Source organism: Desertibaculum subflavum (assembly GCA_003576705.1).
Taxonomy (GTDB): Bacteria; Pseudomonadota; Alphaproteobacteria; order Ferrovibrionales; family Ferrovibrionaceae; genus Desertibaculum; species Desertibaculum subflavum.
The window spans coordinates 1-25288 of record QOZS01000024.1; the positions used below are offsets into that span (position 1 = coordinate 1).

At 68.6% G+C, this 25288-nt stretch carries 20 protein-coding genes and 1 tRNA gene; 12 read left to right on the forward strand and 9 right to left on the reverse strand.

Annotated features, from left to right (window positions below):
• Nucleotides 1-304: 304 nt before the first annotated feature.
• Both DT074_RS28065 and cnbZ read right to left on the reverse strand, forming a co-directional pair.
• Nucleotides 305-478 carry a hypothetical protein gene (locus tag DT074_RS28065; RefSeq protein WP_162914895.1) on the reverse strand — a complete coding sequence of 58 codons (174 nt, stop codon included), beginning with the start codon at nucleotides 476-478 and terminating at the stop codon, nucleotides 305-307.
• Between the two features lie 78 nt (nucleotides 479-556).
• Nucleotides 557-1309, reverse strand: a complete 753-nt coding sequence (gene cnbZ, locus DT074_RS14070) for a 2-amino-5-chloromuconate deaminase CnbZ (RefSeq protein WP_119420494.1) — start codon at nucleotides 1307-1309, stop codon at nucleotides 557-559.
• A 102-nt stretch (nucleotides 1310-1411) separates the two neighbouring features.
• On the opposite strand from cnbZ, the gene DT074_RS14075 reads away from it, so the two are divergent.
• From DT074_RS14075 to DT074_RS14100, 6 genes are all read left to right on the forward strand, one after another.
• Entirely contained in the window at nucleotides 1412-2026 is a 615-nt protein-coding gene (locus tag DT074_RS14075; RefSeq protein ID WP_162914896.1) for a LolA family protein, read from the forward strand.
• 81 nt (nucleotides 2027-2107) lie between these two features.
• Nucleotides 2108-3196 carry a polyamine ABC transporter substrate-binding protein gene (locus DT074_RS14080; RefSeq protein WP_119420496.1) on the forward strand — a complete coding sequence of 363 codons (1089 nt, stop codon included), beginning with the start codon at nucleotides 2108-2110 and terminating at the stop codon, nucleotides 3194-3196.
• A gap of 1 nt (nucleotide 3197) precedes the next feature.
• The gene (locus DT074_RS14085; protein WP_119420497.1) at nucleotides 3198-4244 is read left to right on the forward strand and encodes an ABC transporter ATP-binding protein; all 1047 of its coding nucleotides are present in this window, start codon (nucleotides 3198-3200) and stop codon (nucleotides 4242-4244) included.
• Nucleotides 4241-5128 carry an ABC transporter permease subunit gene (locus DT074_RS14090; RefSeq protein ID WP_119420498.1) on the forward strand — a complete coding sequence of 296 codons (888 nt, stop codon included), beginning with the start codon at nucleotides 4241-4243 and terminating at the stop codon, nucleotides 5126-5128. The genes DT074_RS14085 and DT074_RS14090 overlap by 4 nt, the downstream gene beginning before the upstream one ends.
• On the forward strand, nucleotides 5128-5907 hold the full coding sequence (locus DT074_RS14095) for an ABC transporter permease (protein WP_119420499.1): 780 nt from the start codon (nucleotides 5128-5130) through the stop codon (nucleotides 5905-5907). Before DT074_RS14090 ends, DT074_RS14095 begins: the two co-directional genes overlap by 1 nt.
• A gap of 75 nt (nucleotides 5908-5982) precedes the next feature.
• Complete coding sequence (locus DT074_RS14100; protein WP_119420500.1) at nucleotides 5983-7512, forward strand: ATP-binding protein; 1530 nt, start codon at nucleotides 5983-5985, stop codon at nucleotides 7510-7512.
• A 14-nt stretch (nucleotides 7513-7526) separates the two neighbouring features.
• Here DT074_RS14100 and gltB read toward each other — a convergent pair whose 3' ends face one another.
• The 3 genes from gltB to DT074_RS14115 all read right to left on the reverse strand — a co-directional run bounded on the left by gltB (nucleotide 7527) and on the right by DT074_RS14115 (nucleotide 15102).
• On the reverse strand, nucleotides 7527-12047 hold the full coding sequence (gene gltB / locus DT074_RS14105; protein ID WP_119420501.1) for a glutamate synthase large subunit: 4521 nt from the start codon (nucleotides 12045-12047) through the stop codon (nucleotides 7527-7529).
• Between the two features lie 14 nt (nucleotides 12048-12061).
• Nucleotides 12062-13507: an NAD(P)-dependent oxidoreductase gene (locus DT074_RS14110; RefSeq protein WP_119420502.1), complete on the reverse strand. Its 1446-nt coding sequence runs from the start codon at nucleotides 13505-13507 to the stop codon at nucleotides 12062-12064.
• A 218-nt stretch (nucleotides 13508-13725) separates the two neighbouring features.
• Complete coding sequence (locus DT074_RS14115) at nucleotides 13726-15102, reverse strand: pilus assembly protein TadG-related protein (protein WP_162914898.1); 1377 nt, start codon at nucleotides 15100-15102, stop codon at nucleotides 13726-13728.
• 310 nt (nucleotides 15103-15412) lie between these two features.
• Between DT074_RS14115 and DT074_RS28070 the strand changes: the two genes are divergently transcribed.
• Entirely contained in the window at nucleotides 15413-15559 is a 147-nt protein-coding gene (locus DT074_RS28070; RefSeq protein ID WP_162914899.1) for a hypothetical protein, read from the forward strand.
• A 6-nt stretch (nucleotides 15560-15565) separates the two neighbouring features.
• Here DT074_RS28070 and DT074_RS14120 read toward each other — a convergent pair whose 3' ends face one another.
• Nucleotides 15566-16789 carry a pyridoxal-phosphate-dependent aminotransferase family protein gene (locus tag DT074_RS14120; RefSeq protein ID WP_119420504.1) on the reverse strand — a complete coding sequence of 408 codons (1224 nt, stop codon included), beginning with the start codon at nucleotides 16787-16789 and terminating at the stop codon, nucleotides 15566-15568.
• A 167-nt stretch (nucleotides 16790-16956) separates the two neighbouring features.
• Here DT074_RS14120 and DT074_RS14125 point away from each other — a divergent pair, with 167 nt between their 5' ends.
• Genes DT074_RS14125 through DT074_RS14135 form a run of 3 tightly spaced genes read left to right on the forward strand, consistent with a single transcriptional unit; the run spans nucleotide 16957 to nucleotide 20645 of the window.
• On the forward strand, nucleotides 16957-19842 hold the full coding sequence (locus DT074_RS14125) for an FAD-binding and (Fe-S)-binding domain-containing protein (RefSeq protein WP_119420505.1): 2886 nt from the start codon (nucleotides 16957-16959) through the stop codon (nucleotides 19840-19842).
• 34 nt (nucleotides 19843-19876) lie between these two features.
• The gene (locus DT074_RS14130; protein WP_119420506.1) at nucleotides 19877-20263 is read left to right on the forward strand and encodes a hypothetical protein; all 387 of its coding nucleotides are present in this window, start codon (nucleotides 19877-19879) and stop codon (nucleotides 20261-20263) included.
• 22 nt (nucleotides 20264-20285) lie between these two features.
• Nucleotides 20286-20645: an MmcQ/YjbR family DNA-binding protein gene (locus DT074_RS14135; RefSeq protein ID WP_119420507.1), complete on the forward strand. Its 360-nt coding sequence runs from the start codon at nucleotides 20286-20288 to the stop codon at nucleotides 20643-20645.
• A 7-nt stretch (nucleotides 20646-20652) separates the two neighbouring features.
• On the opposite strand, the gene DT074_RS14140 is transcribed toward DT074_RS14135, so the two are convergent.
• Nucleotides 20653-22305 carry a winged helix-turn-helix domain-containing protein gene (locus DT074_RS14140; RefSeq protein ID WP_119420508.1) on the reverse strand — a complete coding sequence of 551 codons (1653 nt, stop codon included), beginning with the start codon at nucleotides 22303-22305 and terminating at the stop codon, nucleotides 20653-20655.
• A gap of 235 nt (nucleotides 22306-22540) precedes the next feature.
• Nucleotides 22541-22617 (reverse strand) — tRNA-Arg (locus tag DT074_RS14145).
• Nucleotides 22618-22741: 124 nt separating this feature from the next.
• Between DT074_RS14145 and DT074_RS14150 the strand changes: the two genes are divergently transcribed.
• Both DT074_RS14150 and DT074_RS14155 read left to right on the forward strand, forming a co-directional pair.
• On the forward strand, nucleotides 22742-23275 hold the full coding sequence (locus tag DT074_RS14150; RefSeq protein WP_119420509.1) for a hypothetical protein: 534 nt from the start codon (nucleotides 22742-22744) through the stop codon (nucleotides 23273-23275).
• A gap of 146 nt (nucleotides 23276-23421) precedes the next feature.
• A complete protein-coding gene (locus tag DT074_RS14155; protein WP_162914900.1) occupies nucleotides 23422-24087 on the forward strand; it encodes a DUF429 domain-containing protein in 666 nt (221 codons plus the stop codon).
• Here the strand turns inward: DT074_RS14155 and DT074_RS14160 are convergent.
• On the reverse strand, nucleotides 24075-25280 hold the full coding sequence (locus tag DT074_RS14160; RefSeq protein WP_119420511.1) for a CCA tRNA nucleotidyltransferase: 1206 nt from the start codon (nucleotides 25278-25280) through the stop codon (nucleotides 24075-24077). The two genes, DT074_RS14155 and DT074_RS14160, sit on opposite strands and share 13 nt — an antisense overlap.
• Nucleotides 25281-25288: the final 8 nt, after the last annotated feature.

Consider the following 25288-nt stretch of genomic DNA (forward strand, 5'->3'; position numbering starts at 1 on the left):
CCATTCCGTCGTGGCCGGGCTTGACCCGGCCACCCACGCGGCAGCCGCAGCGCCGCGGAGAGCCGCGGATGGCCGGGTCAAGCCCGGGCAAGACGAGTTGATGGGAACAGACGCGCCGCGGAACAGACACGCCGCGGAACAGACACGCCGCGGAACAGACGCGCCGGCCTCTTCCCGTAGTGGCCGGGCTTGACCCGGCTACCCACGTAGCAGCCGCAGCTCCACGGAGAGCCGTGGATGCCCGGGTCAAGCCCGGGCAAGACGAAGTAGGGAACAGAAGCGCCGCGGAACAGACGCGCCGCGCTCAGTCGCCCGGCTGGTCCTGGCCCTCGCGCTTGCCCTCGGCCTCGTCGGCTTGGCGGTCCAGGCCCGCGGCCATGTCGAGCGCGGAATGCCGCATATCCCGGCGGCTCATGATGCCGGCCGCGGCGCGGGCGCTGTCGGCCTGGCGCCTCAGGCGGTCCGATGCATGGGACATGATCTCAACTCGTTGAAATGCCTCACACCGCCAAAGAAATGCGGCAGCGCGGCAAGGGTTCCAAGCTTGGCCGGCGCGTCAGATCACGATTTCCCGCGCCACCCCCCGGCAATCCATCTCGTATTCCAGCTCGACGACCGGCGGCCGGGCGAAATGCCAGGTCAGCCCCCCGGACGCCGCCCCGCGGGCGACGATCTCTCCGGCCAGAAAAGGGTGCAGGTCGTGCACGGTATAGGCCTGGGTCTCCGTCACATCGGCCCAGCCCTTGCCCAGCGCGCCGAGCCTGCGCTCCATCTCGCTTAAGACCCAGCGCGCCTTGGTCTTCAGCCCGGCCGGGCTGATGTCGCCGCGCGCGGTGATGTGGTCGCGGTAATTGGCGTGGCCCTCCGGCGCCTCGCCGGAGCCGGCGACGACGAAATCCTCCGGCCCTTTCCGGGTGGCCGGCACCGTATAGGTGAAGGCGTAGAAGGCGGGCTCGGCCGGCTTGTCGATCTCCGGGCAGACATTGCTGCGCGCCACCGGGTTGACGCCGTCGCGGAAGATCTTCCACTCGGTCAAGGTGCCGACATAGAGCCGGTTGAAGGCGACGAAGCCCTCCTCGGTGAAGGGTGCGGGGGAGCGCAGCTCGCAGGCGGCGAAGGCGGTCTTCGGCCGGCCGAGGCCTTCCAGATGCGCGGCGATGGCGCGGAAGCCCTCGGCGACGGCAACGGGCTTGCGGAACCGCGCCCGCTCCAGCCCGAAGCCGGGCAGGGCGGCCACGCCGGCGGAGTAGGGGAAGACGCCCTTGACGAAGCGGTAGTTGCCGTCCGCGAAACTCAACACCTCGGCCATGCTGTCCCTCGCCCTCTCGTGAAGCCGATTTCATGCTTCGGCCCCGATCTTGCCATTGTCGCCACCCATGAGTAGTGCCAAGTGACAGCCATGATGAGCCCCATGCGCCGCCTTCTCGCCGCCCTTGCCGTCACCGCCGCCCTCGCCGCGCCCGCGGCCGCGGTGCCGCTCACGGAACAAGACAAGGCCGACATCGCCCGCGTCGAGGCCTATCTCAACGGCTTCCGCTCGCTCGAATCCAAGTTCGTGCAGATCGCGCATGACGGCGGCATGGCCGAGGGCACCGTCTATATGGAGCGGCCGAACCGCATCCGGGTCGATTACGCGCCGCCGGTGCCGGTGCTGATGGTGGGCTCCGGCTCCTGGATCACCTTCTACGACAAGGAGCTGAAGCAGGCGAACCGCGTGCCGCTCGATTCCAATCCCTTGTCGGTGCTGCTGGCCAAGGAGGTCCGCCTCGCCGATCCGGTCGAGGTGACGCGCATCACCCGCGAGGCGCAGACCCTGCAGATCACCGTGCGCGACAAGAAGAACCCGCAGGAGGGCGAGCTCACCATGGTGTTCGCCGACAAGCCCCTGCAATTCCGCAAATGGGTGGTCAAGGACCGGGCCGGGCAGGAGACCACAGTGGCGCTGGCCGACGCGCATTTCGACGTAGCGCTCGACCCTAAGCTCTTCACCCATGCCCGCGAGCTCGAGGATCTCCGCATCAAGTGAGAAGCGGCGGCGATTGACAAGCCGCCCGGGTGTGCGAAATCTCGGCCGGAGCCCATGTCTGCCCAGGGGGACCGGCCCGATATGAAGCTGCGTTTCGGCCTCGCCGTGCTCGCCGCCATCGCCCTCGCGCTGCCCGTGGCGGCCGAGGACAAGGTGGTCCACGTCTATAACTGGTCGGATTACATCGACAAGGACGTGCTGGCGGACTTCACCAAGGAGACCGGCATCAAGGTGGTCTACGACACCTACGATTCGAACGAGGTGCTGGAGACCAAGCTGATGGCCGGCAAGACCGGCTACGACGTCGTCGCGCCGACCTCCTACGCGCTGGCGCGCCAGATCCAGGCCGGCGTGCACCGCAAGCTCGACAAGGCCAAGCTGCCGAACCTCAAGCACATGTCGCCGGTGATCGCCGAGCGCATGGCGCGCTACGACCCCGGCAACGCCCACGCCGTGGTCTATATGTGGGGCACCACCGGCATCGGCTACAACGCGAAGAAGATCGCCGAGCGGATGCCGGACGCGCCGACCGGTTCGCTCCGCATGCTGTTCGATCCGAACGTGGTGAAGCGCTTCGCCGATTGCGGGGTCAACGTGCTGGACGATGCGGCCGAGCTCTTCCCGGCGGCGCTGAAATATCTCGGCCTCGATCCCGACAGCAAGCAGATGGCCGATCTGGAGAAGGCCGAGAAGGCCCTGATGGCGATCCGGCCCTATATCCGCAAGTTCCATTCCAGCCAGTACATCGAGGACCTGGCGAACGGCGATACCTGCCTCGCCTTCGGCTGGTCGGGCGACATCCTGCAGGCCAAAGCCCGCGCGGCGGAGGCGAAGTCGGGCGTCGAGATCGTTTACAAGATCCCGCGCGAGGGCGCGCAGATGTGGTTCGACAGTTTCGCGATTCCTGCGGACGCGCCGCATCCCGACGCCGCGCATGCCTTCATCGACTACATGATGCGGCCGGAGGTGATCGCCCGCTGCACCAACGCCGTCTCCTACCCGAACGGCAACAAGGACGCCGACAGGTTCGTCGAGGCCGCGATCAAGCAGGACCCGGAGATCTATCCGCCGCCGGCGCGGATCGCGACGCTCTTCACCATCTCACCCTACGCCCAGCGCCAGCAGACCCAGCTCAACCGCATGTGGACGCGGATCAAGGCCGGGCAGTGAGGTGACCGCCCATGTGGAGCTGGCGGGCGTCACCAAGCGCTATGGCCGGGTGACGGCGGTCGATCGCGTCGACCTGCAGATCCCCAAGGGCGAGTTCTTCGCCCTGCTCGGCCCCTCGGGCTCGGGCAAGACCACCTTGCTCCGCCTGCTCGCCGGCTTCGAGCTGCCGGACGAGGGCCGGGTGGTGATCGCCGGCCGCGACGTGGCGCAGGTGCCGCCCTATCACCGGCCGGTCAACATGGTGTTCCAAGCCTATGCGCTGTTCCCGCATCTCTCGGTGGCGCGGAACGTCGCCTTCGGCCTGGAGATGGAGCGCGTGGGCAAGTCCGAGATCCAGGCCCGCGTCGCCGAGGCCCTGGCGCAGGTGGAGCTGTCGGGCTTCGAGGACAGGAAGCCCGACCAGCTCTCCGGCGGCCAGCGCCAGCGCGTCGCCATCGCCCGCGCCATCGTCAAGCGGCCGGAGCTGCTGCTGCTCGACGAGCCGCTCGCCGCGCTCGACCGGCGCCTGCGGGAGAAGACCCGGGCCGAGCTGCGGGCCTTGCAGCAGCGCCTCGGCCTCACCTTCGTCATGGTGACGCACGACCAGGACGAGGCGCTGGCGCTGGCCACCCGCATCGCCGTGCTGGACCGCGGCCGCATCGTCCAGGTCGGCACGCCGGCCGAGCTTTACGAGCGCCCGGCCAGCCGCTTCGTCGCCGAGTTCCTCGGCGATTGCAACCTGCTGGAGGCGGCCATCGTCGAGCCGGGCGTGGCCGCGCTTCCCGGCGGTGCCCGCCTGCATTTCGCCGGCGACGCGGCGCCGGGCAGCCGCGTCACCCTGGCGATCCGGCCGGAGAAGATCGCCATCGGCGCCGATGGCCGCAACACCGCGGTCGGTACGATCGAGGCGGTCGAGTATCTCGGCGATATCAGCCACCTGCAGGTCCGCCTGCCGGACGGCACCGCGCTCGAGGTGACCCGGGTCAACGGCGCCGGCCCGCCGCTCGTGGCCGGCGACCGGCTGATGCTGACCATTCCGCTCGAGGCCATCACCGTGCTGCCGGCATGAGCGCGAACTGGGGCCTGCGCCTCGCCGTGCTGCTGCCGGCGCTCTGGCTCGTGCTGTTCGTCGCCTGGCCGCTCCTGATCGTGGCGGAGATCAGCTTCTCCGAGGTCGTCTCCGCCATCCCGCCTTACCTGCCCGTGTTCGGCTGGAGCGAGAGCGGGCCGAGCGTCAGCGGCAATGTCGAGAACTACCGCCTTCTCGCCTCCGACGCGCTCTACACCGCCTCGCTCTTGACCAGCCTCCGCATCGCCGCCGTCGCGACCGCGCTCACCTTGCTGATCGGCCTTCCCATCGCGCATGGCATCGCGCGGGCTGAGCCGCGCTTCCGCGGCGCGCTGCTGCTGCTGGTCATCCTGCCGTTCTGGACCTCGTTCCTGATCCGCGTCTATGCCTGGATCGGCATCCTGAAGAACGAAGGCCTGCTGAACGAGCTGCTGCTGGCGCTCGGCCTGATCGACCAGCCGCTGACCATCCTCACCACCGAATGGGCGATCCATCTCGGCATCGTCTACGCCTATCTGCCGTTCATGGTGCTGCCGCTCTACGTGGCGATCGAGCGCATCGATCCCGCGCTACGCGAGGCCGCGGCCGATCTCGGCGCCCGCGGCACCGCCACCTTCTTCCGCATCACGCTGCCGCTGGCCCGGCCCGGCATTGCGGCGGGCTGCCTGCTGGTCTTCATCCCGGCGATGGGCGAGTTCGTCATCCCCGATCTGCTCGGCGGGCCGAACACGCTGATGATCGGCAAGACGCTCTGGGTCGAGTTCTTCGCCAACCGCGACTGGCCGGTCGCCGCGGCGCTCGCGGTCGTGCTGCTGGTCCTGGTGCTGGTCGGCATCGCCGCGCTCGACCGCGCGCAGCGCCGCGCCGGCGAGGGCCTGGCCTGATGCGGCGCGGCAACAGTCTGTTCGGCGTCACCGTGCTGACCGCCGGCTTCGCCTTCCTCTACCTGCCGATCGTCCTGCTGGTCATCGGCTCGTTCAACGCCGGCCGCCAGGTCAATGTCTGGGCCGGCTGGTCGGCGCGCTGGTATGGCGAAGCGCTGCGGAACGAACAGCTCGTCGCCTCCATCTGGGTCAGCCTGCAGGTCGCGCTCGCCGCGGCGACGCTGGCGACCGTCGTCGGCACGATCGGCGCCTTCGTGCTGACCCGGCTGCCGCGCTTCCGCGGCCGGGCGCTGTTCCGGATCGGCTTCCTCACGCCGCTGGTGCTGCCCGAGGTGATCCTCGGCCTGGCGCTGCTGCTGCTCTTCGTGCGGCTCGATCTCGACCGCGGCATCGGTACGGTGATCCTGGCGCATGCGACCTTCGGCGCCGCCTTCGTCGCTGTGGTGGTGTCGAGCCGGCTCGCCAGCTTCGATCCGGCGCTGGAAGAGGCGGCGATGGATCTCGGCGCCACGCCGATGCGCGCCTTCCTCCGGGTGACCTTGCCGGTGATCGCGCCCGCGGTGCTGGCCGGCTGGCTGCTTGCCTTCACGCTGTCGCTGGACGACCTGGTGATCGCGTCCTTCGCCAGCGGGCCCGGCGCCACCACCTTGCCGATGCGGATCTACAGCCAGGTCCGCCTCGGTGTCAGCCCGGAGATTAACGCCATATCAACCATGATGATCGCGGCGGTGACCGTCGCCGTGATCGGCGCGAGCCTGGCGGCCAAGCGGCGCCGCTGAGCGGTCGCGCGCCGATTGCATCACTTCTGGCGTGAGGGCGGAATTTCGTTAGGGATTGCGCGCGATCCTGCCGCCATGAATTCTTTGAACTCCCCCGCGCGTCGCAACCGTTCCGAGTGGCTGCTGGCCGCCATGTTCGTGCTGGTCGCCGCTGCCGCCATCGGCGTGGCCTGGGGCAATTATCGCCGCAGCGTCGAGTGGTTCGAAACGACGAAGCTCGAGGAGAAGCTGACCGCGCTCAAGCTGGTCGAGGCCTTCGTCGGCACCTATACCGACTATCGCATGCGGCACCTGGCCAAAGGCGCGCCGGTGCCGGCGACCTTCCGGGCCCACTCGATCGACCTGTTCAACAAGAAGAACACCAGCCTGAACGCGCTGCGCATCGAATGGCTGGGCATCCCTGGTCGCGAGATCGCCATCGCGCCGCGCGATCCCGATACGATCGACGCATTGAGCGAGGCGGCGCGCACGCGCGATGCCGCGCCGATATCGCATTGGCGCATAGCCGGCGGCGAGACGTTCTTCCGCACCATCTCGCCCTCGGTGGCGACGCAGGCCGCCTGCGTCGAGTGCCACAACCAACATCTGAACGGCCGGCCCGCCTGGGCGCTGAACGACGTCATGGGCGCCTTCGTGATCGATGTTCCGGCCGACCGCTTCCTGGCCGAGGCGCTGCGCGACGCCGTCGCGATCGGCTGCCTGGTGTTCCTGATCGGCGTCGCCGTCCTCGCGGCGGCCGTCTTCCGCCTGCAGTACCAGCGGCGCCATGCGGCCGTCGCGGCGGCGATCGCGGCGGAGCGCGAGCGCGCGGCGGTCGAGGCGAAAGACGCGGCCGAGGCGGCCAATCGGGCCAAGTCGGAATTCCTCGCGCTGATGAGCCACGAGCTGCGCACGCCGCTCAACGCCATCAACGGCTTCTCCGAGGTCATCGCCAAGGAGCTGTTCGGGTCGATCTCCGAGCGCTACCGGGGTTATGCCAACGACATCCACCAGAGCGGCAAGCACCTGCTGACCGTCATCGGCGACATCCTGGAGATCGCCAAGGCCGATGCGGGACGCCTCGAACTGGTCGAGGAGACGGCGCATCTGAACGACATCGTCGTCCCCTGCCTGAAGACCTTGGCCGGCCGCGCCATGGCGGGCGGCGTGCACCTCGACGCCGCCGACCGGCCCGACGTGCTGGTCACAGGCGACATCACCAAGCTGCGCCAGATCCTGCTGAACCTGGTCTCGAACGCGGTCAAGTTCACGCCGCCGGGCGGCAGCGCCACGGTGCGCGCCGGGCTCGACCGGGACGGCGCGCTGCGCCTGGTGGTCGAGGATACCGGCATCGGCATCGCCGATTACGACCTGCAGCGCGTGCTGCGTCCGTTCGAGCAGATCGAATCGCAATTCCAGCGCAAGCACGAAGGCACCGGCCTCGGCCTGCCGCTCGCCAAGGTGCTGACGGAGCTGCATGGCGGCACGCTCGAACTTGCCAGCACGCCGGGCGAGGGAACCCGCGTCACCGTCATTCTGCCGGCGACGCGGATCCGACTGCGCGAGACCAAATCGGCAGCGAACGAGCGCACCGATCCGCCGATAAGCGCCTTGGCGCGGGCTTAGCCTGCGCCCAGCGGCTACTCCGCTGCGGCCGCCGCCTGGTCGGAGAGCGGGTGCGCCAAGCGATGCACCATCTCCTTCGGGCAGACCTGCCAGAACCGGTCGCGCTCGCGCTCCCAGTCGGCGAGCAGGCTCTGGGCGAAGATCGAGCCGGTCTCGCGGGCATGCTCCGCGATCAGCTCGCGCAGCACGCCGTCCCAGTGCGCCGAGGCGATGCGCTGGTAGACCACGCTCTCGTCGTTGATCAGCACCGGCAGCTCGTCCTCCGGGTCGTAGACATAGGCCATGCCGCCGGTCATGCCGGCGGCGAAGTTGTCGCCCACCGGGCCGAGGATCGCCGCTACGCCGCCGGTCATGTACTCGCAGCCATTGGCGCCGCAGCCTTCCACCACGGTCAGCGCGCCGGAATTGCGCACCGCGAAGCGTTCGCCCGCCTGGCCGGCGGCGAACAGCTTGCCGCCGGTCGCGCCGTAGAGGACCGTGTTGCCGATGATGGTATTGTCGCGCGCCACCAGCTTGGACGAGGCCATCGGACGCACCACGATGGTGGCGCCGGAGAGGCCCTTGCCGACATAGTCATTGGCATCGCCGCGCACTTCGAGCTTCATGCCCTGCACCGCGAAGGCGCCGAGCGACTGGCCGGCGGAGCCGCGTAGCCGGACGGTGACATGGCCTGGCTGCAGCCCGGTCATGCCGAACTTCTGCGTGACCAGCGAGGCGAAGCGCGTGCCGATGGCCCGGTGCGTGTTCCGGATCGTGTAGGCGAGCTGCATCTTCTCGCCATGGGCGAACAGCGCTTCGGCATCCTTGATCATCTGGGCGTCCAGCGTGTCCGGCACCTCGTTGCGGCCTTGGAGCGTGCAATGCCGCGCATTGTCGCCGGCATCGGCCATGGTGAGCAGCGGGTTGAGGTCGAGGTCTTCCAGATGCGCGCTGCCGCGGCTCACCTGCTTCAGGAGGTCGGCGCGGCCGATCACCTCGTTCAGCGAGCGATAGCCGAGCGATGCCAGGATCTCGCGCACCTCCTCGGCGATGAAGCTGAACAGGTTGATCACCTTGTCCGGCGTGCCTTCGAACTTCTTGCGCAGATCCTCGCGTTGCGTGCAGATGCCGACCGGGCAGGTATTGGAATGGCACTGCCGGACCATGATGCAGCCCATGGCGATCAGCGCGGCGGTGCCGACGCCGAATTCCTCGGCGCCCAGCATCGCCGCCACCACCACGTCGCGGCCGGTCTTGATGCCGCCATCGGTGCGCAGCAGCACGCGGTGGCGCAGCTTGTTCAAGGTCAGCACCTGGTTGACCTCGGAAAGGCCCATCTCCCAGGGGATGCCGGCATACTTGATCGAGGTCTGCGGGCTGGCGCCGGTGCCGCCGACATGACCTGAGATCAGGATCACGTCGGCCTTCGCCTTGGCGACGCCGGCGGCGATGGTGCCGATGCCGCTCTCCGCCACCAGCTTCACGCAGACCTTGGCCTCCGGGTTGATCTGCTTCAGGTCGTAGATCAGCTGCGCCAGGTCCTCGATCGAATAAATGTCGTGATGCGGCGGCGGCGAGATCAGCATCACGCCGGGCGTGGCGTGGCGCAGCTTGGCGATCAGCTCGGTCACCTTGAAGCCGGGCAGCTGGCCGCCCTCGCCGGGCTTGGCGCCTTGCGCGACCTTGATCTCCAGCTCCTTGCAGTTGACCAGGTATTCGGCGGTGACGCCGAAGCGGCCGGAGGCCACCTGCTTGATCGAGGAGTTCGCGTTGTCGCCGTTCGGGCGTGCCTTGAAGTTGGCCGAGCTCTCGCCGCCCTCGCCGGAATCCGACTTGGCGCCGATCCGGTTCATCGCGATGGTCAAGGTCTCGTGCGCCTCGGGGCCGAGGGCGCCGAGCGACATGCCGGGCGTGACGAAGCGCTTGCGCAGCTCGGTGATGCTCTCGACCTCCTCGACATCGATCGGGGCGCGATCCGGCCGGAAGTCGAGCAGCGAGCGGATCGACACCATCGGGCCGTCGCGCAAGGCCTGGCTGTAGCGCTTGAACAGCGAGAAGCTCTCGGTGCCGACTGCCGTTTGCAGCATGTGGATCAGCTCGCCTTCCCAGGCATGCCGCTCGCCGCCGCGGCGGTACTTGTAGAGCCCGCCGATCGGCAGGACGTTCGATTCCTGCCAATAGGCGTTGCTGTGCAGCTCCAGCACCTTGGTCTGCAAGCCGGGCAGGCCGATGCCGGAGATGCGGCTGACCATGCCGGGGAACAGATCGGCGACCAGCGCGCGCGACAGGCCGACGGCCTCGAAGTTGTAGCCGCCGCGATAGGACGAGACGAGCGAGATGCCCATCTTCGACATCACCTTGAGCAGGCCCTGGTCGATCGATTCCTTGAACCGTGCCACGCATTCCTTCAGCGGCCGCTGGCCGAACAGGCCGCGGGCATGGCGATCGGCGATCGAGGCCTGGGCGAGATAGGCGTTCACCGTGGTCGCGCCGACGCCGATCAGCACGGCATAGGCATGCACGTCCAGGCAATCGGCCGCGCGCACGTTGAGCGAGGTGAAGGTGCGCAGCCCCTCCTGGACGAGATGCGAATGCACTGCGCCGGCGGCCAGGATCATCGGCATGCCGGCGCGCTCGTCGGAGACGTGCTCGTCGGTCAGGATCAGGTGGACATGGCCGCCGCGCACGGCGATCTCGGCCTCCTTGCGAATCCGCGCGACCGCGCGCTTCAACGCCTCCGGCCCGCCCTCCACTTCGAAGGTGCAGTCGATCTCGGCCGCGCTCTCGCCCATGCGCTCGCGCAGGATCCGGTACTCGCCATTGGTCAGCACCGGACTCTCGAGCAGCAGGATGCGCATCTGGCTCGCATCCTCGTCCAGCACGTTGCCGAGATTACCGAGTCGGGTGCGCAGGCTCATGACGCGCCGCTCGCGTAGCGAGTCGATCGGAGGGTTGGTCACCTGGCTGAACTGCTGGCGGAAATAGTGGTGCAGGCCGCGATGGCGGTCCGACAGCACGGCGAGCGGCGTGTCGTCGCCCATCGAGCCGACCGCTTCCTTGGCATCCTCCACCATCGGATGGAGAATCATCTCCAGGTCTTCCAAGGTATAGCCGGCGGCGATCTGGCGGCGGCGCAGCTCGCCCTTGTCGAAGCTGCCGGCGGTCTCGTCGGCCGCGGCGAAGAAGGAGGCGAGCTCGGCCACGCCCTTGACCCAGTCCTCATAGGGCTGCTCGGCGGCGAGCTTGTCCTTCACCGCGCGGTCGCGATAGAGCCTGCCTTTCTTCAGGTCGACAGCGAGCATCTGGCCGGGGCCGACGCGGCCCTTCTCGATGATCTCGCTCTCGGGCAGCGGCACCATGCCGGTCTCGGAGCCGACGAAGAGCAGCCCGTCCTCGGTGATCGAATAGCGCATCGGCCGCAGCCCATTGCGGTCCATGCCGGCGATCGCCCAGCGGCCGTCGCTGGCGCAGATCGCCGCCGGTCCGTCCCACGGCTCCATGACCGAGTTGCAATAGGCATAGAGCGCGCGGTGGCTCTCCGGCATCGACGGCTTGTTCGACCACGCCTCCGGAATCAGCAGCGTCTTGACCAGCGGCGCGGTGCGGCCGGCGCGCACCAGCACCTCGAACACCGCGTCGAGCGCGGCCGAGTCGGAGGAGCCCGACTGCACCACCGGCTTGATGTCCTCGCCATGCTCGCCGAAGGCCTCGGAGGCCATGCGGATCTCGTGGCTGCGCATCCAGTTGATGTTGCCGCGCACGGTGTTGATCTCGCCGTTATGGGCGAGCATGCGGAACGGCTGCGCCAGCCGCCAGGTCGGGAAGGTGTTGGTCGAGTAGCGCTGGTGGAAGATGGCGAAGGACGAGATGAAGCGCGCGTCGTTCAGGTCGGGATAGAAGACGGCGAGCTGCTCGGCCAGAAACATGCCCTTGTAGATGACGGAGCGGCATGACAGCGAGCAGATGTAGAAGTCGGTGATATGCGCGCGCAGCACCGCCTTCTCGATGCGGCGGCGGATCAGGTAGAGCTCGCGCTCGAAGGCCTGGTCGTCGAGACCCTTGCGGTTCTCGATCATGATCTGCTCGATCTCGGGCCGCGTGGCGTTCGCCTTCTCGCCGATCACCGAGACGTCGCAGGGCACCTGGCGCCAGCCGAAGATGCCGTGGCCGAAGGCCAGGATCTCGGCCTCGACGATGGTGCGGCAGGTCTCCTGGGCGGCGAAATCGGTCTTCGGCAGGAACACCATGCCGACGGCGAGCTTGGCCTCCGACGGGGTGAAGCCGGTGGAGCGGATGTGTTCCTTGAAGAAATCCTGCGGGATCTCGACATGGATGCCGGCGCCGTCGCCGGTCTTGCCGTCGGCGTCGACCGCGCCGCGATGCCAGACCGCCTTCAAGGCCTGGATGCCGGCCTCGACCACGCGGCGCGAGCGCTGGCCGTCCAGCGCGACGATCATGCCGACGCCACAGGCATCGTGCTCGTCGCGCGGGTCGTACATGCCATCGCGTGCCAGGCGGGCGGTCTCGGATTGCCACTGGGTGACGTAGTCGGTCATGGCCGGGTCTCCCCTTACTCGGCGGCCAGCGCCGCGCCGGACATGGCACGGGCGGAAATGTAGCGGTGCATCGCCTGGGCGGCGTCGCGGCCGTCGCGGATCGCCCAGACGACCAGCGAGGCGCCGCGCACGATGTCGCCGGCGGCGAACACGCCGGGCAGCGAGGTCTCGAACTTGCGGAAGTCGATCTTGAGCGTGCCGGCGCGGGTCACGGCGAGATCGGGATCGGCGAACATGGCCGGCAGGTCTTCGGGATCGAAGCCGAGCGCCAGGATGGCGAGATCCGCCTTGAGGTCGAATTCCGAGCCCTCGACCGGTTTCGGCGCGGCGCGGCCGGCGGCATCGGCGAGGCCGAGCTTCATGCGCTGCACCTTCAGCTTGGTGAGCTTGCCGGTGCGGCCGCGGAAGCCGAGCGGCTGGGTCAGCCACAGGAACTCGACGCCTTCCTCCTCCGCGTGCTTCACCTCGCGCAGGCTGCCCGGCATGTTGGCGCGGTCGCGGCGATACAGGCACTGCACCGACTTCGCGCCCTGGCGCACCGCGGTGCGCACGCAGTCCATCGCCGTGTCGCCGCCGCCGATCACCACCACGCGCTTGCCCTCGGCATCGAGCGTGCCGTCCGCGAAGGCCGGCACGGCGTCGCCGAGGCCCGTGCGGTTCGAGGCGGTGAGATAGTCCATGGCCGGCACGATGTTGCCGAGCTCGCGGCCCGGCGCCGCGAGTTCGCGCGCCCGGTAGACGCCGGTGGCGACCAGCACCGCCGCGTGGCGGTCGCGGAGCGTGGCGAGCGAGACGTCGCGGCCGACTTCGCAGTTCAGCTCGAAGCGGATGCCGCCCTCGACCAGCAGCTTCGTGCGGCGCTCGACCGCCTGCTTCTCCAGCTTGAAGTTCGGGATGCCGTAGATCAGCAGCCCGCCGACCCGGTCGTATCGGTCATAGACGGTGACCTGATAGCCCATGCGGCGCAGCATGTCGGCGGCGGCGAGTCCGGCGGGGCCGGCGCCGACGATGCCGACGGATTCCTTGCGCTCGCGGCGTGGCTTGGGCGGCTTCACCCAGCCCATCTCGAAGGCGTTCTCGGTGATGTACTTCTCGATCGAGCCGATGGTGACCGCCTCGAACCCCTTCTCGATGACGCAATTGCCTTCGCAGAGCCGGTCCTGCGGGCAGATGCGGCCACAGATCTCGGGGAAGGTGTTGGTTGCCTGGGCGGTCTCGTAGGCCTCTTCCAGCCGGCCCTCGGCGGTCAGCTTCAGCCAGTCCGGGATGTTGTTGCCGAGCGGGCAGTGCACCTGGCAGAACGGCACCCCGCATTGCGAGCAGCGGGACGATTGCTGCGCTGCCTGGTCGGTGCTGAAGGCCTGATAGATCTCGCCGAAATCGCGCCGCCGCTGGTCGGCCGGGCGCTTGTCGGGCATCCGTTGCGGCACCGACACGAATTTCAGCATCTGCTCGGCCATCTCGACCCCCGAACTCTCGGAAACTGGCGTGATCCGAGCGCCCGGAAGCGATCGGGACCCGCACCTTAATCGGTGCGGGTCCCTGTGGCTATGGCTAAAATGCCATTTAGGTCAGATTATATGTCCTATTTTTCTGCAATCGGACCGGCTGGTCCCTCCCGGGGTCGCCACTGCCCTCCCGGACAGATATAAAAGGTCCGGATCGGTTCATTTTTCCCCTACTTCGAGAGCCGCAGGGTGGAGATGCTCTTGCCGATGGCGCGGAACGCGTCCTGCAGCTCCACGCCGTCATTGGGCAGATAGACGTGGGCCGGGCTGGTGGCGCAGTTCTGCACCAGGCTTGTTGCCGCCGGGGTGTCGATCACGTCCAGGCCCACAGTGTAGACGGTGATCCCCTGCGCCTTCATGGCGGTGCAGAGCGCCTCGGACTGTGCGTAGGAGCTGCCGTGATTGGAGTTCTCGTTGATCTTGTATTGGTTGGCACCGCTGCCGCTGATGGAGTTCTTGGCGATGACGCCATTGTGGTAGATGCTGTTGTACTCGCCGTCCGTCATGATCACGACGGCCTTCAGCAACTTGTCGTCGCCATAGGAGCCCGCCGTGCTGCTGGCCGGAAGGCCGGCGCCCATGCCGGCGGTGAAGGTCGGGGACACCAGATACCAGCCCCAGGCCACGCCGATCTGGCCACCGGTCGAGCCGTTGGCGTTCATGGCGTCGATCCAGGCGTGCAGATCCGCCTTGTTACTGGTCAGCGGCCGGATCGGGCTCGACTGGCAGGGGTTGTACCCGCCGGGGTCGGTGTAGTTCTTGCCGACCGGCGAGACCGCGGGCGATGCGTCGGTGAGGGCGTTGGCCCCCTCACGCTCGGTGACGCAGGTCGAGATGTTGAACGTGACGTTGGAATTGTCGGAATAGCGCCGGAAACGATACTGGGTGCAGCCGAAGGTGTTGCAGCCAGCGGTGGGCGTCCCGCGGACGGCGTTGGCATAGACGCCGGCATTCACCGCGGCCGAATAGGGCACCAGCGCCACCTTGCTGTAGCTCGGCGTCTGCTGGTCCTTCACCACGATGTCGACCAGCTCCTTGGCGGCGGCGCGAAGATCCTCCTCGCGCTGGCCGTCCATGGACGAGGTCAAGTCGAGGACGAGAGACACCTCGACGTTCTGCGAGGCGCGCTTCACCTCCGTCGCCGCGGTGACGGGGATCGCCTCGACGCCCAGCACCCGTGTGAAGGTGGACGGCAGGGTCGCGGCCGCGGTCAGCGTCAGCGTCTCCTGGTCCACAGATGCCTGGATCGACGGCTGCTGCAGGGTCGCACCCAGATAGCCGGGCTGAATGTTGGCGAAGTAGAACTTCGCAATGTCTGCGTCCCGGCTCTCGTGATACATCACCCGCGCACCGGCCAGGGCGGCGGCGTCGAGCGCCTGCGACATGCGCTGCTTGAGCATGTAGCCGCGGGCGGTGTCGACGCCCACGCCGGCAATGCCGATGATGGGAACGGCGGCGACCGCCATCACGGCCGCCATGGTGCCCCGCCTGTCGTCGCGCAGGCGACGCAGGAGATTCCGAATCGAATTGGTTCGCTTGCTCGTCATGGCCGCGACCTCACGCTCTACCTGTCCCTGCCGATACTGGCGAGGTGTCATAAAGAATTGTTAAATCCAGGAAGGTTGTGCAAGTGAAATCGACCTTAATACTTGAGTTTGTCTTGGATTTATATTGGATTTTATGAAATTCGTTTGCATCCGGAGCAGGCGGGGCAGCGCGCAAACCTGCCGGGACGGTGACATTCATCACGCGTTAAGCTTGATGACCGCCACAGCGGGCGGGCGGGGCGCGGGTTACTCTCCCACCATCAGAACAAGGCCACCGGGGACGGCGGCCGGCAGAGACAGGGGAAGAGCCATGACGATCCAGATCACCAGCCGCGAAGCGCTGTACAGCTATCAGAACGCCGATTACGGCAGCACCCGGCCGAGCTTTGCCGGCATGGTCGGCGGCCTCTGCATCTGGCTGGTGGCGGTTACCGTGGTGGTTACCAACCTGATCTGAGCGGCGTCAGGCGACAGAACGGGCGGGCGCATCCTTGACGGCCCCGCCCGGTTTCGGGCCGGTCAGGACTTCCATCGCCGCCTGCACCCCGCCCTTGGCGTGCGGCACCCCGGCCAGCGACAGCCCCATCTCCACCCCGCCCAGCGTGCCGAGCAGCATCAGGTCGTTGAAGCTGCCGAGATGGCCGATGCGGAACACCTTCCCCGCCACCTTTGACAATCCGGCGCCGAGCGACAGGTCGTAGGCCTCCAGCGTCTGCTTGCGGAACGCGTCGGCATCGTGGCCGGCCGGCATCAGCACGGCGGTCAGCGCGCTCGAATACTCGGCCGGGTTGACGCAGAGCAGCTCCAGCCCCCAGGCGCGGACGGCGCTGCGCGTCGCCTCGGCATGCCGGTCGTGCCGGGCGAAGACGTTGGCCAGGCCCTCCTCCATCAGCATCTCGATCGCCTCGTGGAGGCCGTAGAGCAGGTTGGTGGCCGGCGTGTAGGGAAAATACCCGTTCTTGTTGGCGGCCAGCATGGGCCCCCAATCCCAGTAGCTGCGCGGCAGGCCGGCCTGCTTGTGCGCGGCCAGCGCCTTGGCGCTGATCGCGTTGAACGACAGGCCGGGCGGCAGCATCAGGCCTTTCTGCGAGCCGGCGACGGTGACGTCGACGCCCCATTCGTCGTGCCGGTATTCGATCGAGGCGAGGGATGAGATGGTGTCGACCATCAGCAACGCCGGGTGCCCGGCCGCGTCGATGGCGCGGCGCACCGCGTCGACCCGCGTCGTGACCGCGGTCGAGGTCTCGTTATGCACCACCATGACGGCCTTGATGGCGTGCCCGCGGTCCTCCTTGAGGCGGGCTTCGACCAGCCCGGCATCGACGCCGCGGCGCCAGTCGCCGGCGACGAAGTCGACCTTCAGGCCGAGTCGCTCGGCGAGCTCACGCCACAGCGTGGCGAAATGCCCGGTCTCGAACATCAGCACGCGGTCGCCGGACGACAGCGTGTTGACCAGCGCCGCCTCCCAGGCGCCGGTGCCGGAGGCCGGATAGATCACGACATCGCACTCCGTGCCGAAGATCGGCTTGATCCCGGCCAGCACCTTGCGGCCCAGCACGCCGAATTCCGGGCCCCGGTGGTCGATGGTCGGGTGGTCGATCGCGCGCAGGATGCGGTCGGGCACGTTGGTCGGCCCGGGAATCTGCAGGAAGTGCCGCCCGCTCGCCGCGTTGCTGTACCGGATCATCGCGCTCCCCGTCGCTGGTCGACCCCTCGATAGGTCATCAAAGCGCTACGCCGCGCGAAGTCAACGACACGTTCCGGTGTGCCCGGCCGGCGTGCCCGGCTGGTGCGCGCGGCTGGTGCGCGCGGCGCGGGGCGACGTAAGATGCAGGTCGCGCGGGAGGCGCCCGAATGGCGATTGCGACGACGGCTAGGACGCGGCTGCAGGCGCGGCTCGAACGCGAGCTGCGGGGCGCCGTGATGTTCGACGCGGCGAGCCGCGGCCGCTATGCGACCGATGCGTCGATCTACCAGATCGAACCGATCGGCGTCGTCGTCCCGGTCGATCAGGCCGATGCGGCGGCGGCACTGGCCATCGCCATCGATGAAGGCGCACCCGTGCTGCCGCGCGGCGCCGGCACCTCGCAATGCGGCCAGACGGTGGGCGAGGCGGTCGTCATCGACCTCTCCCGGCACGTGAACAAGATCGTTGCCTTCGACCGCAGCCAGGCGACGGTGACGGTCGAGCCCGGGATCGTGCTCGACAAGCTCAACGCCTTCCTGCGTCCGCACGGGCTCTGGTTCCCGGTCGATGTCTCGACCAGCGCGCAGGCGACGATCGGCGGCATGGCCGGCAACAATTCCTGCGGCTCGCGCTCGATCCGCTACGGCAACATGGTGCACAACGTCCTCGGCATCGACGCGACGCTCGCCGATGGGACGGAAGCCTATTTCGGCCAGATCGACGGCAACCTCTCGAATCTCAGCGGGCCGTCGCGCCTGCTCGACATTGCGGGGCGCGTGCGCGCCATCGCCGCGCGCGAAGCGGCCGAGATCGAGGCGCGCTATCCGAAGCTCTTGCGCCGGGTCGGCGGCTACAATCTCGAGACGGTGCGGCCCGAGGGCCACAACCTCGCGCATCTTCTGGTCGGCTCGGAAGGCACGCTCGCCTTCTCGCGCCAGCTGCACCTGAAGCTCGCGCCGCTGCCGAAGCACCGCACGCTCGGCGTCTGCCACTTCCCGACCTTCTACCAGGCGATGGACCTGACGCGGCACATCGTGACGCTCGGGCCGACCGCGGTGGAGCTGGTCGACCGCACCATGATCGAGTTGGCGCGCGGCAACCCGGCCTTTGCCGGCACGGTCGCGAAATTCCTGAAAGGCGAGCCGGATGCGATCCTGCTGGTCGAGTTCGCCGGCGAGGACCCGGCGGAGCAGCTCGGCAAGCTGAAGGACCTGGTCGTGCTGCTCGGCGATCTCGGCCTGCCGGGCGGCGTGGTCGAAGTGACCGACGCGACGCTGCAGCGCGATATCTGGGAAGTACGCAAGGCCGGCCTCAACATCATGATGTCGATGAAGGGCGACGGAAAGCCGGTCAGCTTCATCGAGGATTGCGCGGTGCCGCTGGAGCACCTCGCCGAGTACACGGCGCGCCTGACCCGCGTGTTCGAGAAGCACGGCACCAGGGGCACCTGGTATGCCCACGCCTCCGTCGGCACGTTGCACGTGCGGCCGATCCTGAACATGAAGACGGAGGACGGGCCGCGCCAGATGCGCGCCATCGCCGAGGAGGCGGCGGCCATGGTGCGCGAATACAAGGGGGCCTATTCCGGCGAGCACGGCGACGGTCTCGTTCGCTCGGAATGGATCGCGCCGTTCTTCGGCCCGCGCCTCACCTCGGCCTTCGAGGAGATCAAGGATCTGTTCGATCCGAAGGGGCTGATGAATCCGGGCAAGATCGTACGGCCGAGCAAGATGGACGACCGCGCGCTGTTCCGCTTCAGCGAGCGCTATCGCCCCGAGCCGGTCAGGCCAGCGCTCGACTGGCCGGATGCCGGCGGCTTCCTCGGCGCAGTCGAGATGTGCAACAACAACGGCCATTGCCGCAAGTTCGATGCCGGCACCATGTGCCCGTCCTGGCGCGTCACCGGCAATGAGCGCGATCTCACGCGCGGCCGGGCCAACACGCTCCGTCTTGCGCTTTCCGGTCAGCTCGGGCCGGACGCGCTCACCTCGGATGCGATGTACGAGACGATGTCGCTCTGCGTCGGCTGCAAGGGCTGCAAGCGCGAATGCCCGACCGGCGTCGACATGGCGCGGATGAAGACCGAATTCCTGTACCACTATCGCCAGCGCCGCGGCCTGCGCCCGTTCGACCGGCTGGTCGCCTATCTGCCGCGCTACGCGCGCTATGCCTCGCGGCTCGGCGGCCTGCTCGCCTTGCGCGACAAGGTGCCGGGCCTCGCCGCACTCTCCGAGAAGCTCGCGGGTTTCGCGCGGCAGCGCCCGCTGCCGCGCTGGAGCCGGCGGCCGTTCCGCGCCGTAGCCGATGGCGCGGCGTCGGCCGATGTCGTGCTGTTGGCCGACACCTTCAACACCTGGTTCGAGCCGGAGAATGTGGAAGCGGCGCTGGCGGTCTTGCGTATCGCCGGCTATCGCGTGCATGTGGTCGGCGGCGCCGGCGGGCGGCCGCTCTGCTGCGGCCGCACCTTCCTCGCCGCCGGCCTGGTGGACGAGGCGCGCGCGGAGGCGACGCGGCTTACCGACGCCCTGGCGCCCTATGTGGCGCGAGCGCTGCCGATTCTGGGGCTCGAGCCATCCTGCCTGTTCACCTTGCGCGACGAATTGCAGGCCCTTCTGCCCGGACCGGCCGCGCGCGAGCTCGGCCGGCGCGCGCTGCTGTTCGAGGAGTTCCTCGCCGCCGAGCTCGCGGCCGGGCGCTGCACCTTGCCGCTCGTCGCCTTGGCCCAGAAGCGCGCGCTGATCCACGGCCATTGCCACCAGAAGGCCTTCGATACCGTGCAGCCGACCGTGGCGCTGCTGAAAGCGATCCCGGAACTGCAGGTCGAGGTGATCGAGACCAGCTGCTGCGGCATGGCCGGCGCCTTCGGCTACGAGGCGGCGAATTACGACATGTCGATGCAGATGGGCGAACTCGCGCTGCTGCCGCGCATCCGGGCGAGCGACGCGGAGACGCTGCTGGTGGCCGACGGCACCTCGTGTCGCCACCAGATCGCCGACGGTACGGGCCGCGAGGCCCAGCACATTGCGCAGGTGCTGCTCAAGGCGTTGCGCTAGACTGCGGCAAAGCCATTCGGGGAGAGGCGCTCACATGCAGCGGCTCGCAGTTTTCTGTGTTTTGATCGCCGCTGCAGGCTGCGCCGAGCCGCGCGGCTGGCGCGGCAACCTCGCCGGCGATTACCAGCTGGTGGCGACCTGCGCCGCCGACCTGCTCGGCCCGCAATACGGCGCCATCGGCACCATCCGGGACGACCAGCGCATCGCCATCCTGGCGAGCCCGGCGCGCGAGGGCGCTGTCGTCTACGAAGCGCGGCTGCAGGAAACCGCGCCGCAGCGCATCTTCGCGGAAGTGCGCGAGGGGGGCGACAGTCCGGCCGCGCTGGCCGCCTGGCGCGCCATCCAGGCCTGCGCCCCCGGCGGGCCTGACCGCGTGCACGAGCCCGGACAGCCGGGACAGTGGGACTGGATCACCGGCTGAGCCGAGCACGGAAGGACGTAGCGTGCCGCTCACCTATCGCGAGTTCAACGCGTTCTGCGGCGGCCTGCCGGCAGCCACTTATGTCGTGCAATGGGGCGGGGCGCATGTCTGGAAGGTGGGCGGCAAGGTCTTCGCCATCGGCGGCTGGGCGCGCGGCGAGCATCCGGGCATCACCTTCAAAGTGTCCGATATCGGGTTCGAGATGCTGCGCGAGGCACCGGGCTGCCGGCCGGCGCCCTACCTCGCCTCGCGCGGCATGAAGTGGATCCAGAGCTTTGAGCGCGGCCTCGGCAAGAAGGAGCTGAAGCTCTACCTGAAGGGCTCGCACGCGCTGGTCGCGGCGGGGCTGAGCAGGAAGAAACGCGCGGAGCTTGGCCTCTAGCGATCTCTCACGCGAGCCCTGCCTTCCGGAATCCGTCGATCAGGCGCTCGCGGTCGTCGGGACGGAATTCGAGCAGCTCGTCGGCGGGAAGGCGCATCAGGATGCGAAAGGCCTCGCCGAACTTCTCCAGCGCGTCGTCCATCACGGCGCGGGCCTTGGCCGCATTGCCCACCTGACCAAGAGCCGCGATCAACGTGTAATAGGGCAGGCGGAAATCGGGGAACGACTGGCGCAGCCGCCGTGCCGCGGCGACCGCCCGCTCATAGTCCTCGCTCCAATATTGCGCGAGGGCAACGAAGTGTCGCCAGAGCGGCATGAGGGGATCGAACGGGCTCAGCCGCATGGCGGTCTGCAGCGGTTCGATCGCGTCGCGCGGCAAGCCACCCCAAAGACGGGCGCCACCGCAGGCACCGTGCGCCGCGGCGGAATTGGGGTTGCAGCGCACCGCGATATCGGCCTCGGCAAGGCTCTCGGCATGCCGTCCCGACATCCAGAAAGCGCGGGCCAGCGCGGCGTGGGCTGCCGCGTCCGTCGCGTCGATGCTTACCGCATGCCGCGCATGATCGCGTGCCAGCGGAATGTTCACCGCGCGCAGGTCAGGGCGGAAGATGGTCATCTCGTTCATGTAGTTGAGGGAAAGAGCGGCAGCCGCCGGGGCGAATCGCGGGTCGAGGTCGAGGGCGCGCCGGAAGAAGGTCCGCGCATTCTCGATCTCGACCGCCTCGATCTTGGCGAAATGCCACATCCCGCGGTAGTAGCAGTCCCAGGCGTCGAGGCTGTCGGGCGGCTTGCGCGCGGCGCGCTCGCTCTCGCTGCGTTCCATGGCGGGCAGTATCGCCGCCGAGACGCTGGCCGCGATCTCGTCCTGCACGACGAAGATGTCGGTGAGATCGCGGTCGTAGCGCTCGGCCCAGAGGTGGCTGGCGGTCGCCGCCTCGACCAGCTGCCCGGTCACCCGGACGCGGTTGCCGGCCTTGCGCACGCTGCCTTCCAGCACATAGCGCACGCCGAGCTCCCGGCCGACCTGCTTCATGTCGACGGTGCGGCCCTTGTAGATGAAGCTCGAATTACGGGCGATGACGAACAGCGCGCGCGATCTCGACAGGAGCGTGATGACATCCTCGGCGATGCCGTCGGCGAAGTAGTCCTGCTCGATATCGCCGCTCATGTTCTCGAACGGCAGCACCGCGATCGACGGCTTGTCAGGCAGCGGCAGCGCGGCTTCCAGCCTGGCCTGCTCGTGGCCGGCTCCGTTGGCTTCGCGCAACGGATGCGCGATCGTCTTGAGCCGGTATCTTCCGTCGACTTCACCGGTCGCGGCGTCCGGAGTTCCGGGACGGTCCGATAGCGGCGTTTCGCTGACGGCGCCGACGAACCGGAAACCCTTGCGGGCGACGGTTCGGAGCAGCCGCTGCTCCTGGCCGCTGTCGCCGATCGCCCTGCGCACCGCATTGATGTGACTGGTGATGGTCGATTCGGAAACAATCCGCCCGCCCCAGACGGCATCGAGCAGGTCGTCCTTGCTGACCACGCGCTGGCGGTTGCTGACCAGGTAGACCAGCAGGTCGAAGACTTGCGGACCGATGGCGACGACCTCTGCCCCGCGCGACAGCTCCCGCCGGCCAGTGTCGAGCACGCAGTCCTCGAATATGAATGGCACTCAGGACTCCCCAACCTTGGTGCACAGGCGCACATAGTCGAGGCAACCGGGCGGACACCCGGCCAGGACAGAAGTTGATAGCACGCGATCCGGCCCGCTCCGGAAAAATTCCAGGCGAGCGTGCCCGCCGAGGTGTGCCGAACATCGAGCTGGCTTGAGCCCTACCATCCCTGCGGCGGCCGGCCCCAGGCTCAACGCGTCTTCCTGGTTGGCGGGAAGAGGCCGCAAAAGCGAGTGGCGCACTCGACAGGATTCGAACCTGTGACCTCTGCCTTCGGAGGGCAGCGCTCTATCCAACTGAGCTACGAGTGCGCGATGGCGGCAACCTAGCCGGTCGGCCGCGATTTGCAAGGCACAGCACCCCGGCCGGCGGGCCCGATTGCGCGCGAGGGGGCCGCTGCCTACAGTCGCCGCCGGGTCTCGCGGGGAGGCGGATATGCGGCGATTCTGGCTGATTCTGGCGTGTGTTATCGGCGTAGCCGTACCGGCTGCCGCGGCCGATCTCAATATCTCCGCCTTCTATGGCCGCTGGCAGGGCAACGCGATCTCGGAGACCGACAAGTCGATCACCTTCGCCGTCACCGCGCGCGACATGGACGTGCTGATCCAGCCGGCCGGCAACGGCTTTCGGGTGAGCTGGACCACGATCCGCCGGCAGAAGGGCGATCCGCGGAACCCCACTCTGGAGAAGCGCGCCGCGGAGCTGGTGTTCCGGCCCGCGGCCCAGCCCGGCATCTGGCGTGCCGAGGGGTCGGCGGACCCGATGCAGGGCCAATTCGCCTGGGCCGGCATTCAGGGCCGCACCCTGACCGTGAACGTGATGGTGATCGGCGCCGGCGGCTCCTACGAACTGCAGAGCTTCGCCCGCCGCCTGACCGATATGGGCATGGAGCTCGAATTCGACCGCATCGTCGACGGCGACAAGGTGCGCACCGCCAAGGGCCGCCTCGTCAAGGTGGCCAACAACTGACGTCGCGGCGGCGCGTTCTGGGTCTCGATTTTTCCGGCGCGCAGGATTGCGGCCGGCGCATCTGGATCGCCGAAGGTACACCGGGCCGGCGCGGGCTGAAGCTCGACGCGCTGGCGACGGCGTCCGACCGCCTGCAGGTCGGCTCGATGCCAGGCCAGGTGTTTCCGGCGCTGCGCGCGCATCTCGCCGCGGCGCGCGACGCCGCGATCGGCGCCGATTTCCCGGTTTCGCTCGCCGCCGCGCTGATCGGGGATGGCGGCTGGCAGCGTTTCGTCGCCGGATTTCCGGCGCGCTTCGCTGACCCAGAATCCTTCCGCGCCTGGTGCGCGGGGCAGGTCGATGAGCGCAGCGCCCGGCGCGCTTGCGATCGGGAAGCACGCACGCCCTTCGCCGCGCACAATCTGCGCCTGTTCCGACAGACCTGGTCCGGCCTTGCGCATCTCGTCGGGCCGCTGGTGGCGGATGGGCTGGTGGCGGTGCCGCCCTTGACCGTTGCATCGCCCGACCGCGCCTGGCTGCTCGAAACCTGTCCGGCCTCGGCCTTGCTGCATCTCGGCCTGCGCGAACCGTACAAGGGCCGCGAGCCGGCACGCCGGGCGGCGCGCCGGCGTATCCTCGACGCGCTGGTCGATCGTGCCTGGATCGACGCCCCGGCGCGACGCCTGCGGGATGCGATGGTGGCAGATAATGGCGGCGACGCGCTGGATGCCGCCATCGCCGCCGCCGCTGCGGCGCGGGCCATCGCCGAACCATCCAATCTGCTGCCGCGCGATGGCGCCGAGTCGATCGAGGGCCGCGTCTACTTCACCTGAGCGGCGGCTTCCCGGGCGCGGGCGAGCAGGCCTGCCTTGCCCGGCCTGAAGCCGCCGGCGATCCATTCGCGCTCCAGCCGCTGCAGCAACTCGCCGACCGCCGGACCCGGTGCGAGGCCGAGCTTCAGCAGATCGGCACCGCGCAGCGGGAAGGCGGGCGGGCGCCAACTCCCGGCCGCATCGAGCGCCGCGCGCCAGTCGGCACCGTCGGCGCCGGCCAGCAGCACGGCATCGCGAAAGCCCTCGGCGCCGCGGCGATAGCGCTCGACGCGCGCGGCGATCGGCGGCGACGGCAGATGCGTCATCGCTGCCAGCCGTTCGCGCTCCTTGACCGAGAGCCTCAGCCGCTCGGCGAGGGCGAGGGCCGCCGCTTCATCGGTCGGGAGCAGCGCGGCGAGGCGCCGCATCGGCTCGGCCTCGCCCAGCTCGCGCTCGATCGCGACCAGCCGGTCCAGCCGTTCGAAGCGGGTGAGTGCGGGGCTGACCGGCGCCAGGATGCCGCGCGCCGACATCAGCCATACCGTCTGCGGCGCCGCCTCGGCCTTGAGCAGCTTGCGCATTTCCTGGGCGACGCGCTCGGCCGACAGGCCGGCGATCCTCGCGGCGGCGGCGGCGCAGGCATCGAGGCCGGCCATGTCGGGCTCGCCCTGGCCGTAATGCGCGTGGAAGCGGAAGAAGCGCAGGATGCGCAGCGCATCCTCCTCGATCCGCTGCGCCGGTGCGCCGACGAACCGCACCCTGTGCGCGGCGAGGTCGGCAAGGCCGCCGGTCGGGTCGTAGACCGTGCCGTCGGCATCGGCATAGAGCGCGTTCATGGTGAAGTCGCGCCGTGCCGCATCCGCCGCCCAGTCGTCGGTGAACTCGACCCTGGCGTGGCGCCCATCGGTCTCGACATCGCGCCTGAGCGTCGTGATCTCGTAGGGGCGGTGCTCGGAAACGGCCGTCACCGTGCCATGGGCCATGCCGGTCGGCACCGCCTTCAGACCGGCCTGCTTCAGCGCTGTCATCACCGATTCCGGCGCAAGGTCGGTTGCGATGTCGACATCGGTGACGTTGCGCCCGATCACCGCGTCGCGCACGCAGCCGCCGACGAAGCGGGCCGCGCCGCCGGCACGCGCGAGCGCGCCCAGCACCGCGCCGGCGGCCGGTGCCGTCATCCAGTCCGGCGGCGCGATTTTGCGGGCCGGCGTCATCGCGCGAT